The organism is Alicycliphilus denitrificans, assembly GCF_044792555.1.
GTDB lineage: Bacteria > Pseudomonadota > Gammaproteobacteria > Burkholderiales > Burkholderiaceae_C > Alicycliphilus > Alicycliphilus denitrificans_A.
This window is the reverse complement of sequence record NZ_CP126238.1, coordinates 3,349,999-3,369,748: the sequence shown is the minus strand read 5'-3', so window position 1 is coordinate 3,369,748 and position 19,750 is coordinate 3,349,999. Positions and strand designations below refer to the sequence as shown.

The window sequence follows — 19,750 nt, the reverse complement described above, 5'->3', positions numbered from 1 at the left end:
TACATCATTAAAATGACCTGATGCTCGATGACCGTTCGAAGTTGTTGCTCAAGGCGCTGGTGGAACGCTACATCGCCGAAGGGCAGCCGGTGGGCTCCAGAACCCTGTCGCGGGCATCGGGCCTTGAATTGTCTCCCGCCACCATACGCAACGTGATGGCCGACCTGGAGGAGCTGGGCCTGATTGCCAGCCCCCACACCTCCGCTGGCCGCGTGCCCACGGCCAAGGGCTACCGCCTGTTCGTGGACACCATGCTCACCGTGCAGCAGGAGCAGTTGCCGGCCCTGCAGCTCAAGCCCGAGCAGCCGCAAAAAGTGATCACCAATGCCGCGCAGCTGCTGTCCAGCCTGTCGCAATTCGTCGGGGTGGTCATGGCGCCGCGCCGCGCCTCGGTGTTCCGGCATATTGAATTCCTGCGCCTGTCGGAGCGGCGGCTGCTGGTGATCATCGTCTCGCCCGATGGCGACGTGCAAAACCGCGTGCTCTTCACCGAATCCGACTACACCCAGTCGCAGCTGGTCGAGGCGGCCAACTTCCTCAACGCCCACTACGCGGGCCTGACCATGGAGCAGGTGCGCGAGCGCCTGAAGCTGGAGGTGGACAAGCTGCGCAGCGAGATCGCGGTGCTGATGCAGGCAGCGGTGAATGTCGGCTCCGAGTCGCAGGACGAGGTGGTCTTCTCGGGTGAGCGCAACCTGCTGGCGGTGAGCGACTTTTCCGGTGACATGGGCCACCTGCGCCGGGCCTTCGACCTGTTCGAGCAGAAAACCCAGATCCTGCGGCTGCTGGACATCTCCAGCCGCGCCGAGGGGGTGCGCATCTTCATCGGCGGCGAGAGCCAGGTCGTGCCGTTTGAAGAGCTGTCCGTGGTCAGCGCGCCCTACGAGGTCGATGGTCAGGTGGTCGGCACCCTGGGCGTGATCGGCCCCACGCGCATGCCCTATGACCGCATGATCCAGATCGTGGACATCACCTCCAAATTGGTGTCCAACGCGCTAAGCCACCACAAGTAGCACATACAATGCGCGGCTGTGCCCTGCGCATCAGGCGCGGGTGGCACGCACTGGGGCGTTAGCTCAGTTGGTTAGAGCAGAGGACTCATAATCCTTTGGTCGTCGGTTCAAGTCCGCCACGCCCTACCAGTCCTACAAAGCCCGTCATGGCATGGCCGTGGCGGGTTTTTTGTTGGCCGCACGGTTTGTGTCCTAGGGCCTGCGTACGGGGCCGCATGCCAGAATGGCGCGCATGCCAGCCCACACCGCCTATGCGGCGCATGCCGCCGAGCAGCCCGGCACGGCTGCGCAGTACGCCAGCGTCGCACCGGCGCTGTATCGGGCTGCGTTGGGGCCTGTGAACCAGGAACACTATCTGGCCGCGTTCGAGCGGCTGGACGCTGTAGGGCGTGTGCTGCCGGGGTGGAACCTGGCCGCAGCCCTGTGCCCTCTGGGCTGGCTCGTTTTCCGGCGGCTGTGGCAACAGGCGCTGTGGGTGGTGGTGGGGCTGGCGTTGGTGGCGCTGTCGCTGTGGGCGCTGGGTCATCAATGGCTGGCCTTGCCGCGGCCCATGCTGGTCGGCCTGGCTTTGGCTGTGTGGCTGATGTTGTGCGGCGCACTGGGGCTGTATGGCGATGCGCTGGTGCATGCCGATGTGCAGCGGCGCATTGTCAGGACGGTGTCGGCCGCGTCCACCATGCGCGAGGCCATTGAGTTGCTGCAGGGCCGCCGCAGCAGCAGGCGCCGGTTGTGGTGGCCGGTGCTGTGGGGTGTGGCGCTGGTATTGGTGGCTGCCGCGGTGTGGTTGGCGTTTGCCGCCCAGATGCGTGGCAAGCCCGTGCAGGACGTGGTGGTGACGGCGCCTGCCGCATCAGTGGGGCCTTTACCCAGGCCGGAAAACGAGCAAGCGCTGCTCGCGCAGACGCGGGAACCATCCACGGTGGTCACCGAAGAGTCTTCTACCGCGCAAGAGCAGGTGCAGCCGCCCATGCCCGAGCCCATGCCCGAGGCTGAGCAGGTGCCGGTTGTCCCTCGGACGCAAGGGGCAACGCCACCCAATGAACGCCCGCCGCAAAAGCCGGCGCTGCGCAGGCTGTACATCAACGCAGGTCTGTTTGCAGACGCGGCCAACGCAGGCCGTGTGCATGCGCGCCTGCGGCAGGCGGGCCTGCCGTCCAGCGTGGAGCCGCTGGTGCGCGCCGACGGCCGTCGCCTGCAGCGTGTGCGCGTGGGGCCGTTCAGTTCGGCGGCGCAGGCCAATGCGGCGCTGGCCAGGGTGCGAGCCATGGGGCTGGAGGCCGTGGCTGCGGCGCAATGATGGGGCGTTACCTATGGTGACGGCGGCGGCGCGTGGGTCGCGTTATGGTGCCGGCTTTTGTTGAGTTGAGGGATGGACATGCGGTACTTCTCATGCGCGGGCGCGTTGGCTGGCATCTTGGCGCTGCTGGCTGGTTGTGCACAGTTGGGGCCTTCCGCTCCCGCAAGGCCGCTCGGTGCGGGCACGGCGCCGGTGGGCGGCAACTGTGATGCGCAGGGCGCGCAATGGGCCGTGGGCAAGAGCGGCACGGCCAGGGTGGTGGAGGAGGCGCGCGTGCGCGCCGGAGCGCGCATGGCGCGCGTGGTGCGCCAGGGGCCGTCGGCCGGCCAGGCGTTCGACGCCCAGCGCCTGAGCCTGGAGGTGGATGGCAGCGGCAAGGTGATTGCCGCGCGCTGCGGTTGAGGGATGCTCAATCCGCGAGAAACAGCGCCTGCAGGTCGCTCAGGAAATCGAAACCGCGCTCGGTGGGGCGCACGCGCTCCATGTCGCGCGTGATCAGGCCCCGGGCCTCGGCCTCTTGCAGTCCCTTGGCGATGGCGGTGATGGCCAGCCCGGTGCGCTCGGTGAATTCCTGCAGCGCAAAGCCTTCGCGCAGGCGCAGCGCGTTCAACATGAATTCGAACGGCAGGTCGGCGCGGCGCACGTCCTCGTCCTGGGCGATGGCGCGGCCAGCCAGGGCGCCCGCCATGTAGAGCTGCGGGTCGCGCAGGCGCACCTGGCGCACGATGCGGTGCGCGAAGCTGAGCTTGCTGTGCGCGCCCGCGCCCAGCCCCAAGTAATCGCCAAACTGCCAGTAGTTGCGGTTGTGCTGGCACTGGTGGCCGCCCCGCGCATAGGCCGAGACCTCGTAGCGCGCCAGGCCCGCGGCGGCCGTCATCTCGGTGATGCGGTCCAGCATGGCGTAGGCGGCGTCGTCCTCGGGCAGGCGCGGCGGGTATTTGGCGAAGTAGGTGTTGGGCTCTATCGTCAGCTGGTAGATGGAAATGTGCGGCGGCGCCAGGGCCAGCGCGGTGCGCATGTCCTCTTCCAGCTCGGCCGGCGTCTGGCCGGGCAGGGCGTACATGATGTCGAGGTTGAAGGTCTCGAACGCGCTGGCGGCTTCCTCCACCGCGGCCAGGGCCTGGGCCCGGTCGTGCACGCGGCCCAGGGCCTGCAGGTGGCGGTCGTTGAAACTTTGCGCGCCGATGGACAGGCGCGTGACGCCCGCGCCGCGGTAGGCGCGAAAGCGCTCTTTTTCAAACGTGCCGGGATTGGCCTCCAACGTGACCTCGCAGCCCGCGTCCAGGCGCAGGCGCGCGCGGATGTCGCCCAGCAGCCGGTCGATGGATTCGGGCGAGAACAGGCTGGGCGTGCCGCCGCCGATGAAGATGCTGTGCACCGTGCGGCCCCAGATCAGGGGCAGGGCGGCCTCCAGGTCGGCCATCAGCGCGGCGATGTAGCGCGCCTCGGGCAGTTCGCCGCGTGATTCGTGCGAGTTGAAGTCGCAGTACGGGCATTTGCTCAGGCACCAGGGCAGGTGCACGTACAGCGACAGCGGCGGCAGGCTGGCGAGCTGCAGCAGGCCGGCGCGCATGTAGTGCTGCACGTCGCGCGGGGCGCTGCCGGGCTGTGCGGCGGGGATGATGGGGATGCTCATGGTGATATGAAAACAATAGCGACTGACGCTTGTTGTATCTAGTTTTCAAATAAAAAACTATTTGAAAACATGCTTTGGCAAGCGCAAGCAGCTCACTTTTTTGCTGTATCCGCAAACCAGTGCGTGCGCATCAGCGCCAGCATCTGCTGGGCCGCAAGGCCGCGGTGGCTGTGGGCGTTCTTCACCTCGACGGGCAGCTCGGCAAAGGTCTTGCCGAAGGCGGGCAGGAGCATCACCGGGTCGAAGCCGAAGCCGCCGCTGCCGCGCGGCGCGGGCGCGATCTCGCCGGCCACGCGGCCCACGGCGATCAGTGGCTCGGGGTCCTGCGGGCTGCGCACGGCCACCAGGGTGCTGACCATGGCGGCGCGGCGGTCCGCTATGCCCTGCATCTGCTCCAGCAGGGCGCGTACGTTGTTGGTGTCGCTTTTTTCGTAGCCGAACTGCGTGGCGTAGTAGGCCGTCTGCACGCCGGGCAGGCCGCCGAAGGCCGCCACGCACAGGCCGGCGTCGTCGGCCAGTGCCGGCAGGCCGGTGTGGGCGCTGGCAAAGCGGGCCTTGGCCAGGGCGTTCTCCACGAAGGTGTGGAAGGGCTCCTCGGCCTCGCCCACGCCCAGTTCGGCCTGGGCGATCAGCTCCACGCCCAGCGGGGCCAGCATGGCCTGCAGCTCGGCGAGCTTGCCACGGTTGTTGGATGCAAGCACGAGTTTCATGGTCAAAATGGTCTTTTGCGCTTTTTTATAAAGCGTTAGTAGCTATTAATTACGTAGCGATTTCTGCTGTAGCAGCACCAGCTCGGCGATGCCTTTCTCGGCCAGGGTCAGCAGCTGGTCCATTTCGCTGCGCGAGAAGGCCGCGCCCTCGGCCGTGCCCTGCACCTCCACGTAGTGGCCCACTCCTGCTTGATCCATGGTCATGACGACATTCATGTCGGTGTCGCAGGCGACGTCTTCCACATATTCGAGATCCAAGAGCGGCTGGCACTGCACGATGCCCACCGACACCGCGGCCACCGCACCCGTGATGGGCGAGGCGGCGATCTTGCCGGCGGCCAGCAGCGTGGCCACCGCATCCTGCGCCGCCACCCAGGCGCCGGTGATGGCGGCGGTGCGCGTGCCGCCGTCGGCCTGGATCACGTCGCAGTCGATTTGTATGGTGCGCTCGCCGAGAAGCCGAAGGTCGAACACCGCGCGCAGGCTGCGGCCGATCAGGCGCTGGATCTCCTGCGTGCGTCCGCTTTGCTTGCCGCGCGCGGCCTCGCGGTCGCTGCGCGTATGGGTGGCGCGCGGCAGCATGCCGTATTCGGCCGTCACCCAGCCCTCGCCACTGCCGCGCTTGTGCGGCGGCACCTTTTCTTCGACCGAGGCGGTGCACAGCACGCGCGTGTTGCCGAACTCGATGAGCACCGCGCCCTCGGCATGCATGGTGTAGTGGCGTGTGATGCGGATCGGGCGCAGCTGGTCCGGGGCGCGGCCGCCGCTGCGGGCAAAGGGGGTGGGGCTCATAAGGTCGGATCTGGTTCGAAAAGGCTGGCGCGCCATCGGGGCGCGTGTCGGGTGGCTGGGGATGGGCGCGGCTACGGCTTGCGCGCGGCCGTGCGCCGGATGGCTTCGTTGATCTCGGCGATCGAGCGTTCTATGGCCTCGTCGTCCAGGTCATCCACGAAGCCTTCCAGTGGTCCGGCCTGGATGGTGGAGGCAAACACCTCGTCGTTGATGCTGTCGGTGGATACGCCCTCGGAGGAGTCCTGGAAAACGTTTGGCGTCTCCCACTCCATGGCCACGACGGTGACGTTGTCACTGGTGTTGCCGGCCTTGCGCAGGGCGTCCTGGACCAGGTCGGGTACGGCATGCGACACGGCCTGGCGACCTAGCTCGCGCGCTATCGCCGCATCGCTCAGCTGGCTCCACAGGCCGTCGGAGCACAGCAGCAGGCGATCCCCCTGCTCCAGCAGCAGCGGGCCGGCCAGGTCGAACAGCGGCTTGGTGGGCGAGCCCAGGCAGGAGAACAGCACGTTGCGGTTCACCCTCTCCAGGCCGGGCACGGAGGAGCCGCGCAGCTCCTGATAGGAATGGTCGCGTGTGCGCATGAGCAACTCGCCGCCGCGCACCAGGTACAGGCGCGAGTCGCCGCAGTGAATCCAGTAGGCGCAGCCGGCCTGCACCACGGCCACCACCAGCGTGGTGCGCGGCGTGTCCAGCATGCCCTTGTCGTTGCCGTAGCGCAGGATCTGGTGGTGTGCAGTGAGCAGGGCGGCGGAAAGGAATTCGGGCACGTTCTTCAGCGCGGGCCTGGCCCGGTGCTGGAACATGGCGGACACCATTTGTATGGCGATCTGTGCGGCAACCTCGCCCTTGGGGTGGCCGCCCATGCCATCGGCCAGCACGAACAAGGCCGACTCCCGCGTGTAGCTGTAGCCCATGCGGTCCTCGTTGTTCTCGCGCCCGCCGCGGCGGCTGAGCTGGAAGACGGAGAACTTCATTTGGGCCGCGCTCCCAGGCCCGTGGCTTCGGCTGCTTTTTGCACGCCCTTCCTGGTGTCCGACACCAGCGAGTCCAGTTGCATGCGCATTTTCTCGGCCACTGACAGCTTGGTGTAGCGGCGCTCGCCTTCGCGGCTGAGTTCCTTTTGCAGCGCAAACACCGACTGCGGGCGTGACAGCGGATCGAGCGCCATGCACCATTCCACCACCTCGATCAGGTTGTCGGAATAAATGCCGCGCAGCTTGTTCAGCGCCAGCGTCAGGCGATCCTTGTCCTGGCGCTGCGGCGCCTCGGCCGGGGGAAAGCCCTGCATGCAGGCATAGATGCAGGCGCCTATGGCGTAGATGTCGGTCCACGGCCCCATCATGCCGTCGCGCCGGTACATCTCGGGGGCGGCGAAGCCCGGCGTGTACATGGGGCGGATGAAGTTGCCCTCCTTGGACAGCACCTCGCGCGCAGCGCCGAAGTCGATCATCACCGCGCGGTTGTCGTCGGTGATGAAGATGTTGGCCGGCTTGATATCGAGGTGCAGCATCTTGTGCTGGTGCACGATGCGCAGGCCGCGCAGCACCTCGTCGAACAACGAGCGTATGGTGGATTCGCGGAACACCTTTTGCGCCTTGAGCTCGCGCGCAGTGACGATGAAATCCTGCAGGGAGGCTCCCTCCAGGTAATTCATCACCATGTAGACGGTTTCGTTCTCGCGAAAGAAATTCAGCACGCTCACCACGGAGGCATGCGAAATCTGTGCCAGCGAGCGCCCCTCTTCAAAAAAGCTCTTCAGGCCCAGGCGGTAGAGCGAGAGTTTTTCGGGCTGCACCTGGGGCAGCAGCTCGCCCGGCGCGCGCGTGGCCAGGGAGGCGGGCAGGTACTCCTTGATCGCCACCTGCTGGCCTTCGGAATCGATGGCCAGATACACCACGCCAAAACCACCCGCAGCCAGCTTGCGCACCACACGGTAGCCGCCAATCATGGTGTCGCAGGGCAGTGGGGCAGGCTTGATTTTGGACATGGGCAGCAAGAGCGGACACGGTCACGGGTGGGAACCCGGATAATCGCCGGATTGCAAGCAACCAACCACCGAAAGTCTCATGGCAGTTTACAGCATGACCGGATACGCCAGCGTGCAGCTGGGCGTGGCCGCAGCAGGGGAGGGCAGGCCCGGCAATGCACGCCGTCTGGGCTTGGAAATACGCTCCGTCAACAGCCGCTTCCTGGACTTGTCGTTGCGCTTGTCCGACGAGCTGCGCGCCCAAGAGCCGGCGCTGCGCGCCCTGCTCACGCAGCGCCTCAAGCGCGGCAAGGTCGAGGTACGCGCCTTTGTCGATAGCGACGAGTCCGCGATCCTGGCCGAGCCCACACCGCGGCTGCTGCAGCGCGTGGGAGCGGTGCAGGATGCGGTGCGCTCCTGGCTGCCCGATGCCGCCCCCCTGAGCGTGGCCGAGGCGCTGCGGCTGTGCGCGAATGCCGGTGCTCCCGAACAGGACTGGAGCGAGCCGGTGCTGGAGCTGGCGCAGCGTGCGCTGGACGACATGGTCGCCGCGCGCATGCGCGAGGGCGAGCGCCTGGCGGCCATGCTGCACGACCGCCTGGGGCAGCTGCGCGCATTGGCCGGGCAGGCCGGGCCTCTGGTGCCGCAACTAGTCGAGCAGCAGCGCCAGCGCTTCATGGAGCGCTGGAAGGAGGCCATGCAGCTGGCCGAGGGCACGGCCGTGCCGCAGGCCGCGCAAGACCGGGCGCTGACGGAGGCCACGGCCTTTGCCATACGCATCGACGTGGCCGAGGAAATCACGCGGCTGCAGTCGCATCTGGAGGAGATCGAGCGCCTGCTGAAAAAGGGCGGCGAGGTCGGCAAGCGCCTGGACTTTCTGATCCAGGAGCTGCACCGCGAGGCCAACACCCTGGGCTCCAAGTCCGCGGCCATGGAGCTCACGCGCATCAGCGTGGACATGAAGGTGCTGATTGAGCAGATGCGCGAGCAGGTGCAGAATATCGAGTAAACCAATTTTGATAGCGCCAAGCGCTTACCGCATATGGATTACCCTGGAAATTTATTTGTAGTCTCTGCCCCCAGCGGGGCAGGCAAGTCCAGCTTGGTCAAGGCGCTGATGGAGCTGGACGCGCGCGTGCAGCCCTCGGTGTCGCACACCACGCGCGCGCCGCGCGGGCAGGAAAAGCACGGGCGTGAGTATTTCTTCGCCTCCGAGCAGGAATTCGACGCCATGGTGCAGGCCAATGGCTTTGTGGAATGGGCCAACGTGCATGGGCGCCGCTACGGCACCTCGCGCAAGGCCATCGAGGAGCGCGTGGCGCAGGGCGCCGATGTGGTGCTGGAGATCGACTACCAGGGTGCGCTGCAGATCAAGCAGGCCTTCGTGAATGCGGTGCTGATCTTCATCCTGCCCCCGAGCTGGGACGAGCTGCGCTCGCGCCTGGAGCGGCGCGGCGAAGACACGGCCGATGTGATCGACCTGCGCCTGAAAAATGCTGCCCAGGAGATGGCTGAGGCCTGCAAATTCGACTTCGTTATAATCAACGAAGTCTTTGAGCGAGCGCTTTTCGACCTGAAAACCATTGTTCACGCCCAGCGCCTGAAGTACGCCGCCCAGCGCCGCGCCCGGGCCCAGACCTTCGAATCGCTCAACATCCCCTGATTCCCCACCGGAGAAAACCCATGGCCCGCATTACCGTGGAAGACTGCCTCGAGCAGATTCCCAATCGCTTTCAGCTGGTGCTTGCCGCCACCTACCGTGCCCGCATGCTCAGCCAGGGCCACGCGCCGAAGATCGAAAGCCGCAACAAGCCCGCCGTCACGGCCCTGCGCGAAATCGCTGCCGGCAAGGTGGGCCTGGAAATGTTGAAGAAAGTCCCGGGCTGAGCGTTCGCCGGCATCCGGCCGGTATGGCCAATAGCACCGCTCATGCGGTGCTTTTTTTTGCGCGCACACCATTGGTGGCGGGGCACGATACATTTGAGCCATGAATGGTGGGTTGAAAAAAGCGGTTGCACCCGGCTCGCAGGTCGGTTCTGCAGTGTCCGGCAAGGCGTCGACGGCGGTGGCCAATGCCGCTGCTGCGAGCTTTGCTGCGCTGCTTGAAAAGCTCGACTATCTCGATGCTTCCAGCATTGAACTGGTGCGCCAGGCCTATCGCTATGCCGATACGGCGCACCTGGGACAACTGCGTAGCAGCGGCGAGCCCTACATCACGCATCCGATCGCCGTAGCCGCGCTGTGTGCCAGCTGGAAGCTGGACGTTCAGGCGCTGATGGCAGCCCTGCTGCACGATGCCATGGAGGACTGCGGCATTACCAAGGCGGACTTGATAGACCGTTTTGACGCGCCTGTGGCAGAGCTGGTCGACGGGCTGACCAAGCTCGATAAGCTGCAATTCAATACGCGCGAGGAAAACCAGGCCGAGTCGTTTCGCAAGATGCTGCTGGCCATGGCGCGCGATGTGCGCGTCATCCTCATCAAGCTTGCAGACCGCACGCACAACATGCGCACGCTCTCCGACATGCCGCGCAGCAAATGGGGGCGCATTTCGTCGGAGACCCTGGAGATCTATGCGCCCATCGCACACCGCCTGGGGCTCAACCAGACCTATCGCGAACTGCAGGACCTGGCGTTTCGCCACCTGCACCCCTGGCGCTACGCCACGCTGTCCAAGGCCGTCAGCAGGTCGCGCAATCGCCGCCGCGACATTGTGCAAAAGGTGCAGGCCGACGTGGATGCTGCCTTTGCTCGCCTGGGCATGCCCGTGCGCCTGGCGGGGCGCGAAAAGACCCTGTACGCCATCTACCAGAAGATGAACCTGAAGAACCTGAGCTTTGCTCAGGTGAGCGACCTCTACGGCTTTCGCGTCATCGTCCATTCGGTGATCGACTGCTACACCGCCTTGGGTGTGCTGCACCAGTTGTACAAGCCGGCGCCTGGCAAGTTCAAGGACCATATCGCCATCGCCAAGCTCAACGGCTATCAGTCGCTGCACACGACGCTGGTGGGGCCTGCGGGTCTGAATATAGAGTTCCAGATTCGCACCGAGGAAATGCATGTCGTGGCCGAGGCCGGTGTGGCGGCGCACTGGCTCTACAAGGCGCAGGATGCCGACGGTGCCGCTGCCGAGCGCATGGGCACGAAGTGGCTCCAATCACTGCTCGACATCCAGAACGAGACCCGTGATGCCGCCGAGTTCTGGGATCACGTCAAGGTGGATCTGTTTCCCGACGCGGTCTATGTGTTCACGCCCAGAAGCCAGATCCTGGCCCTGCCGCGGGGCGCCACGGCGGTGGATTTTGCCTACGCCATTCACAGCGACTTGGGTGACAAGACCACCGCCGTCCGGATCAATGACGAGCAGGTGCCCCTGCGCACGGAGCTCAAGAACGGCGACGTGGTGGAGGTCATCACGGCCGATGGTGCCAAGCCCAATCCGGCCTGGCTGGCCTTTGTGCGTACGGCGCGTGCGCGCTCCAAGATCCGCCATTACCTCAAGACCCTGGCGCAGAGCGAATCCGCAGGCCTGGGCGAAAAGCTGCTGACCCAGGCGCTGCGTGCCGAGGGCATGGAGCAGTTGCCCGACGGCCAGACACATGCTGCGATCTGGGACAAGTTGTTGCGCTTTACCGGCAGCAAGACGCGTGCGGAGCTCATGACCGATGTTGGCCTGGGCAAGCGCATAGCCAGCATCGTGGCCAAGCGGCTGGTGCTGCTGCTGGCCGAGGATGGTCTGCGCCCCGATGCGCTGCTGCTCTCGCGCGAGCGCTTTGGCGCCCATGAAAAGGTGTCGCAGGGCGGCATCACGCTGGATGGCAGCGAAAGTGCATCGGTGCAATACGCGACCTGCTGTCGCCCCGTGCCTGGAGATCCCATCGTCGGCTATCTTGGCCGCGGCGAGGGGCTCGTGGTGCACCATGCGCAGTGCGCGGTGGCCAAGAAGCTGCAGCACAAGGATGGCGAGCGTTTCATCGCCGTGGACTGGGCGGATGAGCCCGCGCGCAGTTTCGAGACGGGCATTACCGTCACCGTGGCCAATGGCAAGGGCGTTTTGGCCCGTATTGCGTCGGAGTTTGCGGCTTGTGAGGCGGACATCGTGCGCGTGGATATGGATGACGCCATGGACGCCACGGACCTGCGCTTCGTCGTCACCGTGCGTGATCTTGCCCATGTGGAGGCCGTGCTGCGCAACCTGCGCCGCACGCATCCCGTGCTGCGGGCATTTCGCGTGCTGCCGCAGCCCTCCTGACAAACCTCACTGCGCAGTGGGGTAGTTCACGGACACAATTTCCAGGGTGCGTGTGCCTGCCGGTGTCTGCAGAGCCACCTCGTCGCCCTCGCGTGCCTTGAGCAGGGCCCGCGCCACGGGAGAGATCCAGCTGATCTGTTGCCGGGCGTTGTCTGCCTCATCCACGCCGAGTATGGTCACCGTGCGCCGCACATCTTCATCGTCGACGTAGGTGACGGTGGCGCCAAAAAAGACCTGGTCGCTGCCCGCATGCGTGGAAGGATCCACGACCTCGGCAATTTCCAGCCTTTTGGTGAGAAAGCGGATGCGTCGATCGATCTCGCGCAGTCTTTTCTTGCCATAGAGATAGTCGCCATTTTCTGAACGATCGCCATTGCTGGCGGCCCAGTGGACGATGTCGACCACCTTGGGGCGCTCCTCGTCGATCAGCGACAAGAGCTCGGAGCGCAGGCGCGCATAGCCCTGGGGTGTGATGTAGTTTTTGCCACCGCCCTGCATACTGGCCGGCAGTGCCGGTTCGTCCTCATCGGAGTCGGTTTCTTTGGTGAATGCTTTGCTCATGCGGCAATGATGCACAAACGGAAAAGCCCTGAATCCTTTCGGACTCAGGGCTTTGCGTTTGGTGCGGCTGGCAGGAATCGAACCCACGACCCCTTGGTTCGTAGCCAAGTACTCTATCCAGCTGAGCTACAGCCGCCAAGCTTTGAATTTTAGCATGAAAAATCCATGCTGATTCAAAAAATCGCCTTTTTTGGTTGCCGTCATCAATTTGCCGGTCAGCCTTGTTGGCGATTCCGAGATTGTAGCGGAGTTTTTGTGCTGTTCTTGAAAGTTTGGCTGCGGTTTCAACGGCGCGTGTAGCCCAGGCAGGCGCCGGCATTGGGCAGGCCCCGGCACTCGCGGTAGAGCCTGCGGTCGCGCTCTGCTGTGCTTTCGCCGGAGTGGTTCTGTTGATGCTTGATCTTGACGGAGCGGGATTTTTTCGCTGGCCGGTTGGCGCTGTCATTGGCTTGCGGCGCGGGCTGGGTGTTGGCTGCCAGGCAGGGCGTAGCTGCCAGGAGCAGGGCCGCGGCTCCTATGGCCATGAGGGTGATGCATCGGGACTGGGGCGGTGTGTCCACGGTGGCTTCTCCTTGCGGTGTCGGTGTCTCTTTGTCCAGGCACGGATCATCGGGTGACGTCGGGTACGCTGGGCATTCGGAACCTCCCGGGTGGGCATCAAGAGCGACACGCGATATAATTGGCGGGTTTTGCATGGTGCAGAACGCACGCCTGTGGTCATTCCAGCCGCTGGCGCAAGTAAAACCAGGGGTCGCTTGTCATGGCGCCCCGCTCAAGGAAAAAAGCATGATCGCATCTTCCATCAAGGCCGAAGTTGTCAAAGCCAACCAACGCGCCGAAAACGATACCGGTAGTCCTGAAGTGCAAGTGGCCCTGCTCACGGCACGCATCAACGAGCTGACTCCCCACTTCAAGCAACACGCCAAGGACCACCACGGCCGCCGCGGCCTGCTGCGCATGGTGAGCCGCCGCCGCAAGCTGCTCGACTACCTCAAGGCCAAAGACGCAGAGCGCTACACCGCCCTGATCGCCAAACTGGGCCTGCGCAAGTAAGCCTAGTGCAAGATCAAAACGCCTGAGTTAGCTTGCTAGCTCAGGCGTTTTTTACTTCAACCCCGGAGAAAACAGAGCGAAGCTGTGTCATTCCATATCTGCGTTTGCTTCTAAATTTATAGCTGTTAGCGCTTTTTTGGAATGGCATCGCTGTCTGTTTGAACTCTGTATCAAGGCTGCTAAAGCGTTAGCAGCTCATTTTTCAGGAGCAAATCTATGACGATGTTCAACAAAGTCACCAAGACTTTCCAATGGGGTCAGCACACCGTGACCATGGAAACCGGCGAGATCGCGCGCCAGGCTGGCGGCGCCGTGCTGGTCAACATCGACGACACCGTGGTGCTGGCCACCGTGGTTGCGTCCAAGCAGCCGAAGCCCGGTCAGGACTTCTTCCCGCTCACCGTCGATTACATCGAGAAGACCTACGCCGCCGGCAAGATTCCCGGCAGCTTCTTCAAGCGCGAGGCCAAGCCCAGCGAGCTGGAGACGCTGACCAGCCGCCTGATCGACCGCCCGATCCGCCCGCTGTTCCCCGAGGGTTTCTACAACGAGGTGCATGTGGTCATTCACACCATTTCGCTGAACCCCGAGGTCGATGCCGATATCGCCGCCATGATCGCCACCAGCGCGGCCCTGTCCGTCTCCGGCATCCCTTTTAACGGCCCCATCGGCGCTGCGCGCGTGGGCTACATCAACGGTGAGTACGTGCTCAACCCCGGTCAGACGCAGCGCAAGAGCAGCCAGATGGACCTGGTCGTCGCCGGCACCGAGGCCGCCGTGCTGATGGTCGAATCCGAAGCGCAGCAACTGCCCGAAGATGTCATGCTGGGCGCCGTGGTCTATGGCCATGAGCAGAGCCAGATCGCCATCAACGCCATCCACGAGCTGGTGCGCGATGCCGGCAAGCCGGTGTGGGACTGGCAGCCCGAGGCCAAGGACGAAGCCCTGATTGCCCAGGTGACCGCGCTGGCCGAAGACAAGCTGCGCGCCGCCTACCAGAACCGCAACAAGCAGCTGCGCACGCATGCCTGCCGCGAGGCCTACGCCTTTGTTAAGGCCGGCCTGACGGAGCAGGGCGTAGCGTTCGACGCCGTCAAGGTGGACAACATGCTGTTCGACATCGAGGCGCGCATCGTGCGCTCGCAGATCCTCGCCGGCGAGCCGCGCATCGACGGCCGCGACACGCGCACCGTGCGTCCCATCGAGATCCGCAACAGCGTGCTGCCGCGCACCCACGGCTCGGCGCTGTTCACGCGCGGCGAGACGCAGGCGCTGGTCATCTCGACCCTGGGCACCGAGCGCGACGCGCAGCGCATCGACGCGCTGGCCGGCGAGTTCGAGGACCGCTTCCTGTTCCACTACAACATGCCTCCCTTTGCCACCGGCGAAGTGGGCCGCATGGGCTCGACCAAGCGCCGCGAAGTTGGCCACGGCCGACTGGCCAAGCGCGCCCTGGTGGCCTGCCTGCCGAGCAAGGAAGAGTTCCCCTACACCATCCGCGTGGTGTCGGAAATCACCGAGTCCAACGGTTCTTCGTCGATGGCCTCCGTCTGCGGCGGCTGCCTGTCGATGATGGACGCCGGCGTGCCGATGAAGGCGCATGTAGCCGGCATCGCCATGGGCCTGATCAAGGAAGACAACAAGTTTGCCGTGCTCACCGACATCCTGGGCGACGAGGACCACCTCGGCGACATGGACTTCAAGGTGGCTGGTACCACCGCCGGCATCACCGCGCTGCAGATGGACATCAAGATCCAGGGTATCACCAAGGAAATCATGCAGGTCGCCCTGGCCCAGGCCAAGGAAGCGCGCATGCACATCCTGGGCAAGATGCAGGAAGCCATGGGCGAGGCCAAGACCGAAATTTCCAGCTTCGCGCCCAAGTTGTTCACCATGAAGATCAACCCCGAGAAGATCCGCGACGTGATCGGCAAGGGCGGCGCCACCATCCGCGCACTGTGCGACGAGACCGGCTGCCAGATCAACATCGAGGAAGACGGCACCATCACCATCGCCGCCACCGAGGCCGCCAAGGCCGACGAGGCCAAGCGCCGCATCGAAGAGATCACGGCCGAGGTGGAAGTCGGCAAGATCTACGAAGGCCCGGTCGTCAAGATCCTGGATTTCGGTGCCCTGGTCAACGTGCTGCCGGGCAAGGACGGCCTGCTGCACATCAGCCAGATCGCCCACGAGCGCGTGGAAAAAGTCACCGACTACCTGCAGGAAGGCCAGGTTGTCCGCGTCAAGGCGCTGGAGACCGACGACAAGGGACGCATCAAGCTGTCCATGAAGGCGCTGATCGAGCGCCCCGCCGGCATGCCTGAGCGCGAGCCGCGCGAGCCCCGCGGCGAGCGCCGTGAGCGCCGCGAGGAACGCCGCGACAATGACGCGGCGGAGTCGCAGCAACAGTAAGGACGCGCCGCGCCTCGGGGCGCGGCAAATGCTTGTTTGCTATTGAAATAAGAGCTTTTGGCGCTTTTCCTATAAGCGCTAGAGCCCGAAAATACCCATTATTGCGATGAAGAATGTGATGCGTGCGGTAGAGGTCGCGGTGTTTGGCCCGCCCGATGGGCTGCGCTTGGTCGAGCGTCCCTTGCCGCAGCCGGCCGCGGGCGAGCTGCTGATCCGCGTCGCGGCCAGCGGCGTGAACCGGCCCGACGTGATACAGCGCAAGGGGCACTATCCGCCGCCGCCGGGTGCGTCTGACCTGCCGGGCCTGGAGGTGGCTGGTGTCGTTGAATCCGGCGATGCCGCCGCCATGGCGCAGGCCGGCATCCGCGTGGGCGATCGTGTCTGCGCACTGGTCGCCGGCGGCGGTTACGCCGAGTACTGCGTGGCACCCGTGGCGCAGTGCCTGCCGGTGCCGCAGGGTCTGAGCGATGTCGAGGCGGCCTCGCTGCCCGAGACCTTCTTCACCGTGTGGAGCAATGTGTTCGACCGCGCGCGCCTGCAGGCGGGCGAAACCCTGCTGGTGCAGGGCGGCAGCAGCGGCATCGGCGTCACGGCCATACAGCTGGCGCGCGCGCGTGGCGCTACGGTCATCGTCACCGCCGGCACGGATGAAAAGTGTGCCGCCTGCCTGGCGCTGGGCGCGCACCACGCCATCAACTACAAGACGCAGGACTTCGTGGCCGAGGCGCGGCGCATCACCGACGGGCGCGGCGTGGACGTGGTGCTCGACATGGTGGCGGGCCCGTACGTGGCGCGCGAGGTTGAATGTCTGGCCGAGGATGGGCGCATCGTCATCATCGCCGTGCAGGGCGGGTTGAAGGCCGAATTCGATGCCGGGCTGGTGTTACGCAGGCGCCTGACCATCACCGGCTCCACGCTGCGCCCGCGTCCCGTGGCCTTCAAGGCGGCGATCGCCCAGGCGCTGCGCGAGCAGGTCTGGCCGCTGCTCGCATCGGGTGCGGTAAAACCGGTTATCCACAGCACATTTGCCGCCGCCGACGCGGCCCGGGCGCATGCGCTGATGGAGTCGAACCAACATGTGGGCAAGATTGTTTTGACATGGACGACATGACGCAAAAAAAGAAACTCATCGCCGGGAATTGGAAGATGAACGGCGGCCTGCAGGCCAACGCTGCCCTGCTGCAGGCGCTGCGCGAAGGCATGGGAACGCCTGCATGTGGCGTGGCCGTGGCCGTGCCGGCGCCGTATCTGGCGCAGGTGCAGGCACTGGTTGCGGGCTCGGCAATTGCGCTGGCCGCGCAAGATGTGTCGCAGCACGAGTCGGGCGCCTTCACCGGCGAGGTCTCCGCTGCCATGCTGCGCGACTTCGGTACGCGCTATGCCCTGGTGGGCCACTCCGAGCGCCGCCAATACCACGGCGAGACCGATGCCGTGGTTGCGGCCAAGGCACAGCGCGCGCTGGCCGCTGGCATCACCCCCATCGTGTGCGTGGGCGAGACACTTGAGCAGCGCGAAGCGGGGCAGACCGAGGCCGTGGTCAAGCGCCAGCTGGCCGCGGTGATCCACGCCAACGGCCACTGCATCAGCGAGATTGTGGTCGCCTACGAGCCTGTCTGGGCCATAGGCACGGGCCGTACGGCAAGTCCTGAGCAGGCACAAGCCGTGCATGCCGTACTGCGGGCCCAACTGGCTGCGGCCACCGAGCGTGCCGACCGCATACCACTCTTGTATGGCGGCAGCATGAACGCAGCCAACGCGGCGCAATTGCTGGCCCAGCCGGATATTGATGGCGGCCTGGTGGGCGGTGCTTCGCTCAAGGCGGCAGACTTTTTGCAAATTATTGCTGCAGCGCATAACTGTCAAGCGTGAGCAGCTATTAAGTTAGGAGCTGACAAAGCATGAATGCAATCGTAAATGTGATTTTGGCGGTGCAGATGCTGACCGCCCTGGGCATGATCGGTCTGATCCTGATCCAGCATGGCAAGGGCGCCGATATGGGGGCGGCCTTTGGTAGCGGCAGCGCCGGCAGCCTGTTCGGCGCCAGCGGTAGCGCCAACTTCCTCTCGCGTGCCACGGCGGTCCTGGCGACCGTGTTCTTTGTGGCCACACTGGCCCTGGCATATTTCGGCAATCAGCGTCCCGCGAGCACGGGCAGCGTGCTGGAGAGGCCGGCGGCAGCAGTGCCGGCCGCCGCCGGTACCGCGGCCGATGCGTCCGTGCCCGCCTCGGCCGCGGAGCCTGCATCGGGAGCCGCGCAAATCCCTACAAAGTAAGCAGGCAAGAGGCGTGGCAAAAAAACGCCGCTTAGCTTTGTGACAGGGTTTTTCCGGAGTAAAATAATCAATTGTCTGGAAAGCCAAAGCCAAGTTCTGGTCCTCATGCCATCCAGATGCATACAGCAGCCGTCGTGGTGAAATTGGTAGACACGCTATCTTGAGGGGGTAGTGGCGAAAGCTGTGCGAGTTCGAGTCTCGCCGACGGCACCAAAACAAAAAAACCGCCTCACGGGCCCGCAATGCGCGGCGTGTGAGGCGGTTTTTCACCGGTGAGTGCGGCATAGATGAACCTCGATCAATACCTTCCAGTTCTCTTGTTCATCTTGGTCGGCATCGGTGTTGGTGTCGTGCCTCTCGTGTTGGGGTATGTGCTTGGCCCCAATCGTCCCGATCCGGCAAAAAACTCCCCTTACGAATGTGGCTTCGAGGCCTTCGATGACGCGCGCATGAAGTTCGATGTGCGCTACTACCTCGTGGCCATCTTGTTCATTCTGTTCGATCTGGAAATCGCCTTTCTTTTCCCCTGGGCAGTAGCCTTGCAGGATGTGGGTGTGACGGGTTTTGTTGCCGTCGTGATCTTCCTCTCCATCCTCGTCATAGGTTTTGTCTACGAGTGGAAAAAAGGTGCCCTGGATTGGGAATGAGCGGCGCTGCACAAGGAATGATGCAATGATTGAAGGTGTGATGAAGGAAGGCTTTGTCACTACGAGCTATGACGCCGTGGTGAACTGGGCCAAAACCGGATCTCTCTGGCCCGTGACCTTCGGGCTGGCCTGCTGTGCGGTGGAGATGATGCATGCCGCCGCGGCCCGCTATGACCTGTCGCGCTTCGGTGCCGAGGTGTTCCGTGCGAGTCCGCGTCAGTCCGATTTGATGATCGTGGCCGGCACGCTGTGCAACAAGATGGCGCCAGCGCTGCGCAAGGTCTATGACCAGATGGCCGAGCCGCGCTGGGTGATTTCCATGGGTTCTTGTGCCAATGGCGGCGGCTATTACCACTACAGCTACTCCGTGGTGCGCGGCTGCGACCGAGTGGTGCCGGTGGATGTGTACGTGCCGGGCTGTCCGCCCACGGCCGAAGCGCTGATCTACGGCATCATCCAGTTGCAGCAGAAGATTCGCCGCACCCACACCATTGCGCGCGTTTGAGGGGACTGAGATGACCGACATTGCCATTCACCCGGAAGAGCTGCGCGACGCCGTGGCTGGTGCGCTGGGCGAGAAGGTGCGAGACATCACGCTGGCTCTGGGCGAGCTCACCGTAGTGGTCGCTGCCTCCGATTACCTTGCCGCGATGGAGATCTTGCGCGATGGGCCCCAGTGCCGATTCGAGCAGTTGATCGACCTGTGCGGCGTGGACTACTCCGCTTATGGCGATGTGGGCGCGGATGGACCGCGTTACGCCGTGGTGTCACACCTGCTGTCGGTGTCGCTGAACCAGCGCCTGCGCGTGAAGGTGTTTTGCCCCGATGATGATTTCCCGGTGATTCCTTCGGTTACCGACATCTGGAGCGGGGCGAACTGGTTTGAGCGCGAGGCTTTCGACCTGTTCGGCATCGTCTTTGATGGCCACAACGACCTGCGCCGCATCCTCACCGACTATGGCTTCATCGGCCACCCTTTCCGCAAGGACTTCCCCTTGTCGGGGCATGTGGAGATGCGCTACGACCCCGAGCAGCGTCGCGTCATCTACGAGCCCGTGACCATAGAGCCGCGCGAGATCACGCCGCGCATCATTCGCGAAGAGCATTACGGAGGCCTGCACTGAGGCGGTCTCCC

Annotated in this window: 22 protein-coding genes and 3 tRNA genes; 17 read left to right on the top strand and 8 right to left on the bottom strand. The window is 64.4% G+C overall.

What is annotated here, in order from left to right; translation table 11 throughout:
* Nucleotides 1–20 precede the first annotated feature (20 nt).
* The 4 genes from hrcA (at nt 21) to P7644_RS15985 (ending at nt 2,712) form a co-directional block, all read left to right on the top strand.
* Complete coding sequence (gene hrcA / locus P7644_RS16000; protein WP_404300235.1) at nt 21–1,013, top strand: heat-inducible transcriptional repressor HrcA; 993 nt, start codon at nt 21–23, stop codon at nt 1,011–1,013.
* Between the two features lie 52 nt (nt 1,014–1,065).
* Nucleotides 1,066–1,142, top strand: a tRNA-Ile gene (locus P7644_RS15995).
* A gap of 103 nt (nt 1,143–1,245) precedes the next feature.
* Nucleotides 1,246–2,310: an SPOR domain-containing protein gene (locus tag P7644_RS15990; protein ID WP_404300234.1), complete on the top strand. Its 1,065-nt coding sequence runs from the start codon at nt 1,246–1,248 to the stop codon at nt 2,308–2,310.
* Between the two features lie 78 nt (nt 2,311–2,388).
* Nucleotides 2,389–2,712 carry an I78 family peptidase inhibitor gene (locus tag P7644_RS15985; protein ID WP_404300233.1) on the top strand — a complete coding sequence of 108 codons (324 nt, stop codon included), beginning with the start codon at nt 2,389–2,391 and terminating at the stop codon, nt 2,710–2,712.
* 7 nt (nt 2,713–2,719) lie between these two features.
* Here P7644_RS15985 and hemW read toward each other — a convergent pair whose 3' ends face one another.
* From hemW to P7644_RS15960, 5 genes are all read right to left on the bottom strand, one after another.
* Nucleotides 2,720–3,946, bottom strand: a complete 1,227-nt coding sequence (gene hemW, locus P7644_RS15980) for a radical SAM family heme chaperone HemW (protein ID WP_404300232.1) — start codon at nt 3,944–3,946, stop codon at nt 2,720–2,722.
* 92 nt (nt 3,947–4,038) lie between these two features.
* Nucleotides 4,039–4,656: an RdgB/HAM1 family non-canonical purine NTP pyrophosphatase gene (gene rdgB / locus P7644_RS15975; protein ID WP_404300231.1), complete on the bottom strand. Its 618-nt coding sequence runs from the start codon at nt 4,654–4,656 to the stop codon at nt 4,039–4,041.
* Between the two features lie 45 nt (nt 4,657–4,701).
* On the bottom strand, nt 4,702–5,448 hold the full coding sequence (gene rph, locus P7644_RS15970) for a ribonuclease PH (RefSeq protein ID WP_404300230.1): 747 nt from the start codon (nt 5,446–5,448) through the stop codon (nt 4,702–4,704).
* A gap of 71 nt (nt 5,449–5,519) precedes the next feature.
* Nucleotides 5,520–6,425 carry a PP2C family protein-serine/threonine phosphatase gene (locus tag P7644_RS15965; protein ID WP_404300229.1) on the bottom strand — a complete coding sequence of 302 codons (906 nt, stop codon included), beginning with the start codon at nt 6,423–6,425 and terminating at the stop codon, nt 5,520–5,522.
* Nucleotides 6,422–7,438, bottom strand: coding sequence for a serine/threonine protein kinase (locus P7644_RS15960; RefSeq protein ID WP_404300228.1), 1,017 nt, complete (start codon nt 7,436–7,438; stop codon nt 6,422–6,424). The genes P7644_RS15965 and P7644_RS15960 overlap by 4 nt, the downstream gene beginning before the upstream one ends.
* 94 nt (nt 7,439–7,532) lie before the next feature.
* On the opposite strand from P7644_RS15960, the gene P7644_RS15955 reads away from it, so the two are divergent.
* From P7644_RS15955 to P7644_RS15940, 4 genes are all read left to right on the top strand, one after another.
* Nucleotides 7,533–8,426, top strand: coding sequence for a YicC/YloC family endoribonuclease (locus tag P7644_RS15955; RefSeq protein WP_404300227.1), 894 nt, complete (start codon nt 7,533–7,535; stop codon nt 8,424–8,426).
* 33 nt (nt 8,427–8,459) lie between these two features.
* Complete coding sequence (gene gmk / locus P7644_RS15950; protein ID WP_404300226.1) at nt 8,460–9,080, top strand: guanylate kinase; 621 nt, start codon at nt 8,460–8,462, stop codon at nt 9,078–9,080.
* Nucleotides 9,081–9,100: 20 nt separating this feature from the next.
* Nucleotides 9,101–9,304: a DNA-directed RNA polymerase subunit omega gene (gene rpoZ / locus P7644_RS15945; RefSeq protein WP_011804389.1), complete on the top strand. Its 204-nt coding sequence runs from the start codon at nt 9,101–9,103 to the stop codon at nt 9,302–9,304.
* A gap of 100 nt (nt 9,305–9,404) precedes the next feature.
* Nucleotides 9,405–11,669: a RelA/SpoT family protein gene (locus P7644_RS15940; protein WP_404300225.1), complete on the top strand. Its 2,265-nt coding sequence runs from the start codon at nt 9,405–9,407 to the stop codon at nt 11,667–11,669.
* Between the two features lie 6 nt (nt 11,670–11,675).
* On the opposite strand, the gene greB is transcribed toward P7644_RS15940, so the two are convergent.
* The 3 genes from greB to P7644_RS15925 form a co-directional block, all read right to left on the bottom strand.
* Nucleotides 11,676–12,230, bottom strand: coding sequence for a transcription elongation factor GreB (gene greB, locus P7644_RS15935; RefSeq protein WP_404300224.1), 555 nt, complete (start codon nt 12,228–12,230; stop codon nt 11,676–11,678).
* A gap of 59 nt (nt 12,231–12,289) precedes the next feature.
* A tRNA-Arg gene (locus tag P7644_RS15930) sits at nt 12,290–12,366 on the bottom strand.
* 148 nt (nt 12,367–12,514) lie between these two features.
* Nucleotides 12,515–12,790 (bottom strand): hypothetical protein, encoded by a 276-nt coding sequence (locus P7644_RS15925; protein WP_404300223.1) that lies wholly within the window; start codon nt 12,788–12,790, stop codon nt 12,515–12,517.
* Nucleotides 12,791–13,016: 226 nt separating this feature from the next.
* On the opposite strand from P7644_RS15925, the gene rpsO reads away from it, so the two are divergent.
* From rpsO to P7644_RS15880, 9 genes are all read left to right on the top strand, one after another.
* Nucleotides 13,017–13,283: a 30S ribosomal protein S15 gene (gene rpsO / locus P7644_RS15920; RefSeq protein WP_404300222.1), complete on the top strand. Its 267-nt coding sequence runs from the start codon at nt 13,017–13,019 to the stop codon at nt 13,281–13,283.
* Nucleotides 13,284–13,499: 216 nt separating this feature from the next.
* Entirely contained in the window at nt 13,500–15,695 is a 2,196-nt protein-coding gene (pnp, locus tag P7644_RS15915) for a polyribonucleotide nucleotidyltransferase (RefSeq protein ID WP_404300221.1), read from the top strand.
* 118 nt (nt 15,696–15,813) lie between these two features.
* On the top strand, nt 15,814–16,806 hold the full coding sequence (locus P7644_RS15910; protein WP_404300220.1) for an NAD(P)H-quinone oxidoreductase: 993 nt from the start codon (nt 15,814–15,816) through the stop codon (nt 16,804–16,806).
* On the top strand, nt 16,794–17,564 hold the full coding sequence (tpiA, locus tag P7644_RS15905) for a triose-phosphate isomerase (protein WP_404300219.1): 771 nt from the start codon (nt 16,794–16,796) through the stop codon (nt 17,562–17,564). Before P7644_RS15910 ends, tpiA begins: the two co-directional genes overlap by 13 nt.
* A 29-nt stretch (nt 17,565–17,593) precedes the next feature.
* Nucleotides 17,594–17,968, top strand: a complete 375-nt coding sequence (secG, locus tag P7644_RS15900; protein WP_404300218.1) for a preprotein translocase subunit SecG — start codon at nt 17,594–17,596, stop codon at nt 17,966–17,968.
* A 128-nt stretch (nt 17,969–18,096) separates the two neighbouring features.
* A tRNA-Leu gene (locus tag P7644_RS15895) sits at nt 18,097–18,181 on the top strand.
* A 74-nt stretch (nt 18,182–18,255) separates the two neighbouring features.
* On the top strand, nt 18,256–18,615 hold the full coding sequence (locus P7644_RS15890; RefSeq protein WP_404300217.1) for an NADH-quinone oxidoreductase subunit A: 360 nt from the start codon (nt 18,256–18,258) through the stop codon (nt 18,613–18,615).
* A gap of 25 nt (nt 18,616–18,640) precedes the next feature.
* Nucleotides 18,641–19,120 carry a NuoB/complex I 20 kDa subunit family protein gene (locus tag P7644_RS15885; RefSeq protein WP_404300216.1) on the top strand — a complete coding sequence of 160 codons (480 nt, stop codon included), beginning with the start codon at nt 18,641–18,643 and terminating at the stop codon, nt 19,118–19,120.
* Nucleotides 19,121–19,130: 10 nt separating this feature from the next.
* Nucleotides 19,131–19,739 carry an NADH-quinone oxidoreductase subunit C gene (locus tag P7644_RS15880; protein ID WP_404300215.1) on the top strand — a complete coding sequence of 203 codons (609 nt, stop codon included), beginning with the start codon at nt 19,131–19,133 and terminating at the stop codon, nt 19,737–19,739.
* The last annotated feature ends 11 nt before the right edge of the window (nt 19,740–19,750 follow it).

Excerpts from the sequence above, each read along its gene's own strand:
- P7644_RS15890 (WP_404300217.1), top strand. The coding sequence starts at position 18,256 with ATGAACCTCGATCAATACCTTCCAGTTCTCTTGTTCATCTTGGTCGGC.
- P7644_RS15955 (WP_404300227.1), top strand. The coding sequence starts at position 7,533 with ATGACCGGATACGCCAGCGTGCAGCTGGGCGTGGCCGCAGCAGGGGAG.
- rpsO (WP_404300222.1), top strand. The coding sequence starts at position 13,017 with ATGATCGCATCTTCCATCAAGGCCGAAGTTGTCAAAGCCAACCAACGC.
- P7644_RS15985 (WP_404300233.1), top strand. The coding sequence starts at position 2,389 with ATGCGGTACTTCTCATGCGCGGGCGCGTTGGCTGGCATCTTGGCGCTG.
- hrcA (WP_404300235.1), top strand. The coding sequence starts at position 21 with ATGCTCGATGACCGTTCGAAGTTGTTGCTCAAGGCGCTGGTGGAACGC.
- tpiA (WP_404300219.1), top strand. The coding sequence starts at position 16,794 with ATGGACGACATGACGCAAAAAAAGAAACTCATCGCCGGGAATTGGAAG.
- P7644_RS15940 (WP_404300225.1), top strand. The coding sequence starts at position 9,405 with ATGAATGGTGGGTTGAAAAAAGCGGTTGCACCCGGCTCGCAGGTCGGT.
- rph (WP_404300230.1), bottom strand. The coding sequence starts at position 5,448 with ATGAGCCCCACCCCCTTTGCCCGCAGCGGCGGCCGCGCCCCGGACCAG.
- P7644_RS15990 (WP_404300234.1), top strand. The coding sequence starts at position 1,246 with ATGCCAGCCCACACCGCCTATGCGGCGCATGCCGCCGAGCAGCCCGGC.
- secG (WP_404300218.1), top strand. The coding sequence starts at position 17,594 with ATGAATGCAATCGTAAATGTGATTTTGGCGGTGCAGATGCTGACCGCC.
- P7644_RS15960 (WP_404300228.1), bottom strand. The coding sequence starts at position 7,438 with ATGTCCAAAATCAAGCCTGCCCCACTGCCCTGCGACACCATGATTGGC.
- pnp (WP_404300221.1), top strand. The coding sequence starts at position 13,500 with ATGACGATGTTCAACAAAGTCACCAAGACTTTCCAATGGGGTCAGCAC.
- P7644_RS15910 (WP_404300220.1), top strand. The coding sequence starts at position 15,814 with ATGCGTGCGGTAGAGGTCGCGGTGTTTGGCCCGCCCGATGGGCTGCGC.
- rdgB (WP_404300231.1), bottom strand. The coding sequence starts at position 4,656 with ATGAAACTCGTGCTTGCATCCAACAACCGTGGCAAGCTCGCCGAGCTG.
- hemW (WP_404300232.1), bottom strand. The coding sequence starts at position 3,946 with ATGAGCATCCCCATCATCCCCGCCGCACAGCCCGGCAGCGCCCCGCGC.
- gmk (WP_404300226.1), top strand. The coding sequence starts at position 8,460 with ATGGATTACCCTGGAAATTTATTTGTAGTCTCTGCCCCCAGCGGGGCA.
- P7644_RS15885 (WP_404300216.1), top strand. The coding sequence starts at position 18,641 with ATGATTGAAGGTGTGATGAAGGAAGGCTTTGTCACTACGAGCTATGAC.
- P7644_RS15965 (WP_404300229.1), bottom strand. The coding sequence starts at position 6,425 with ATGAAGTTCTCCGTCTTCCAGCTCAGCCGCCGCGGCGGGCGCGAGAAC.
- P7644_RS15880 (WP_404300215.1), top strand. The coding sequence starts at position 19,131 with ATGACCGACATTGCCATTCACCCGGAAGAGCTGCGCGACGCCGTGGCT.
- greB (WP_404300224.1), bottom strand. The coding sequence starts at position 12,230 with ATGAGCAAAGCATTCACCAAAGAAACCGACTCCGATGAGGACGAACCG.
- rpoZ (WP_011804389.1), top strand. The coding sequence starts at position 9,101 with ATGGCCCGCATTACCGTGGAAGACTGCCTCGAGCAGATTCCCAATCGC.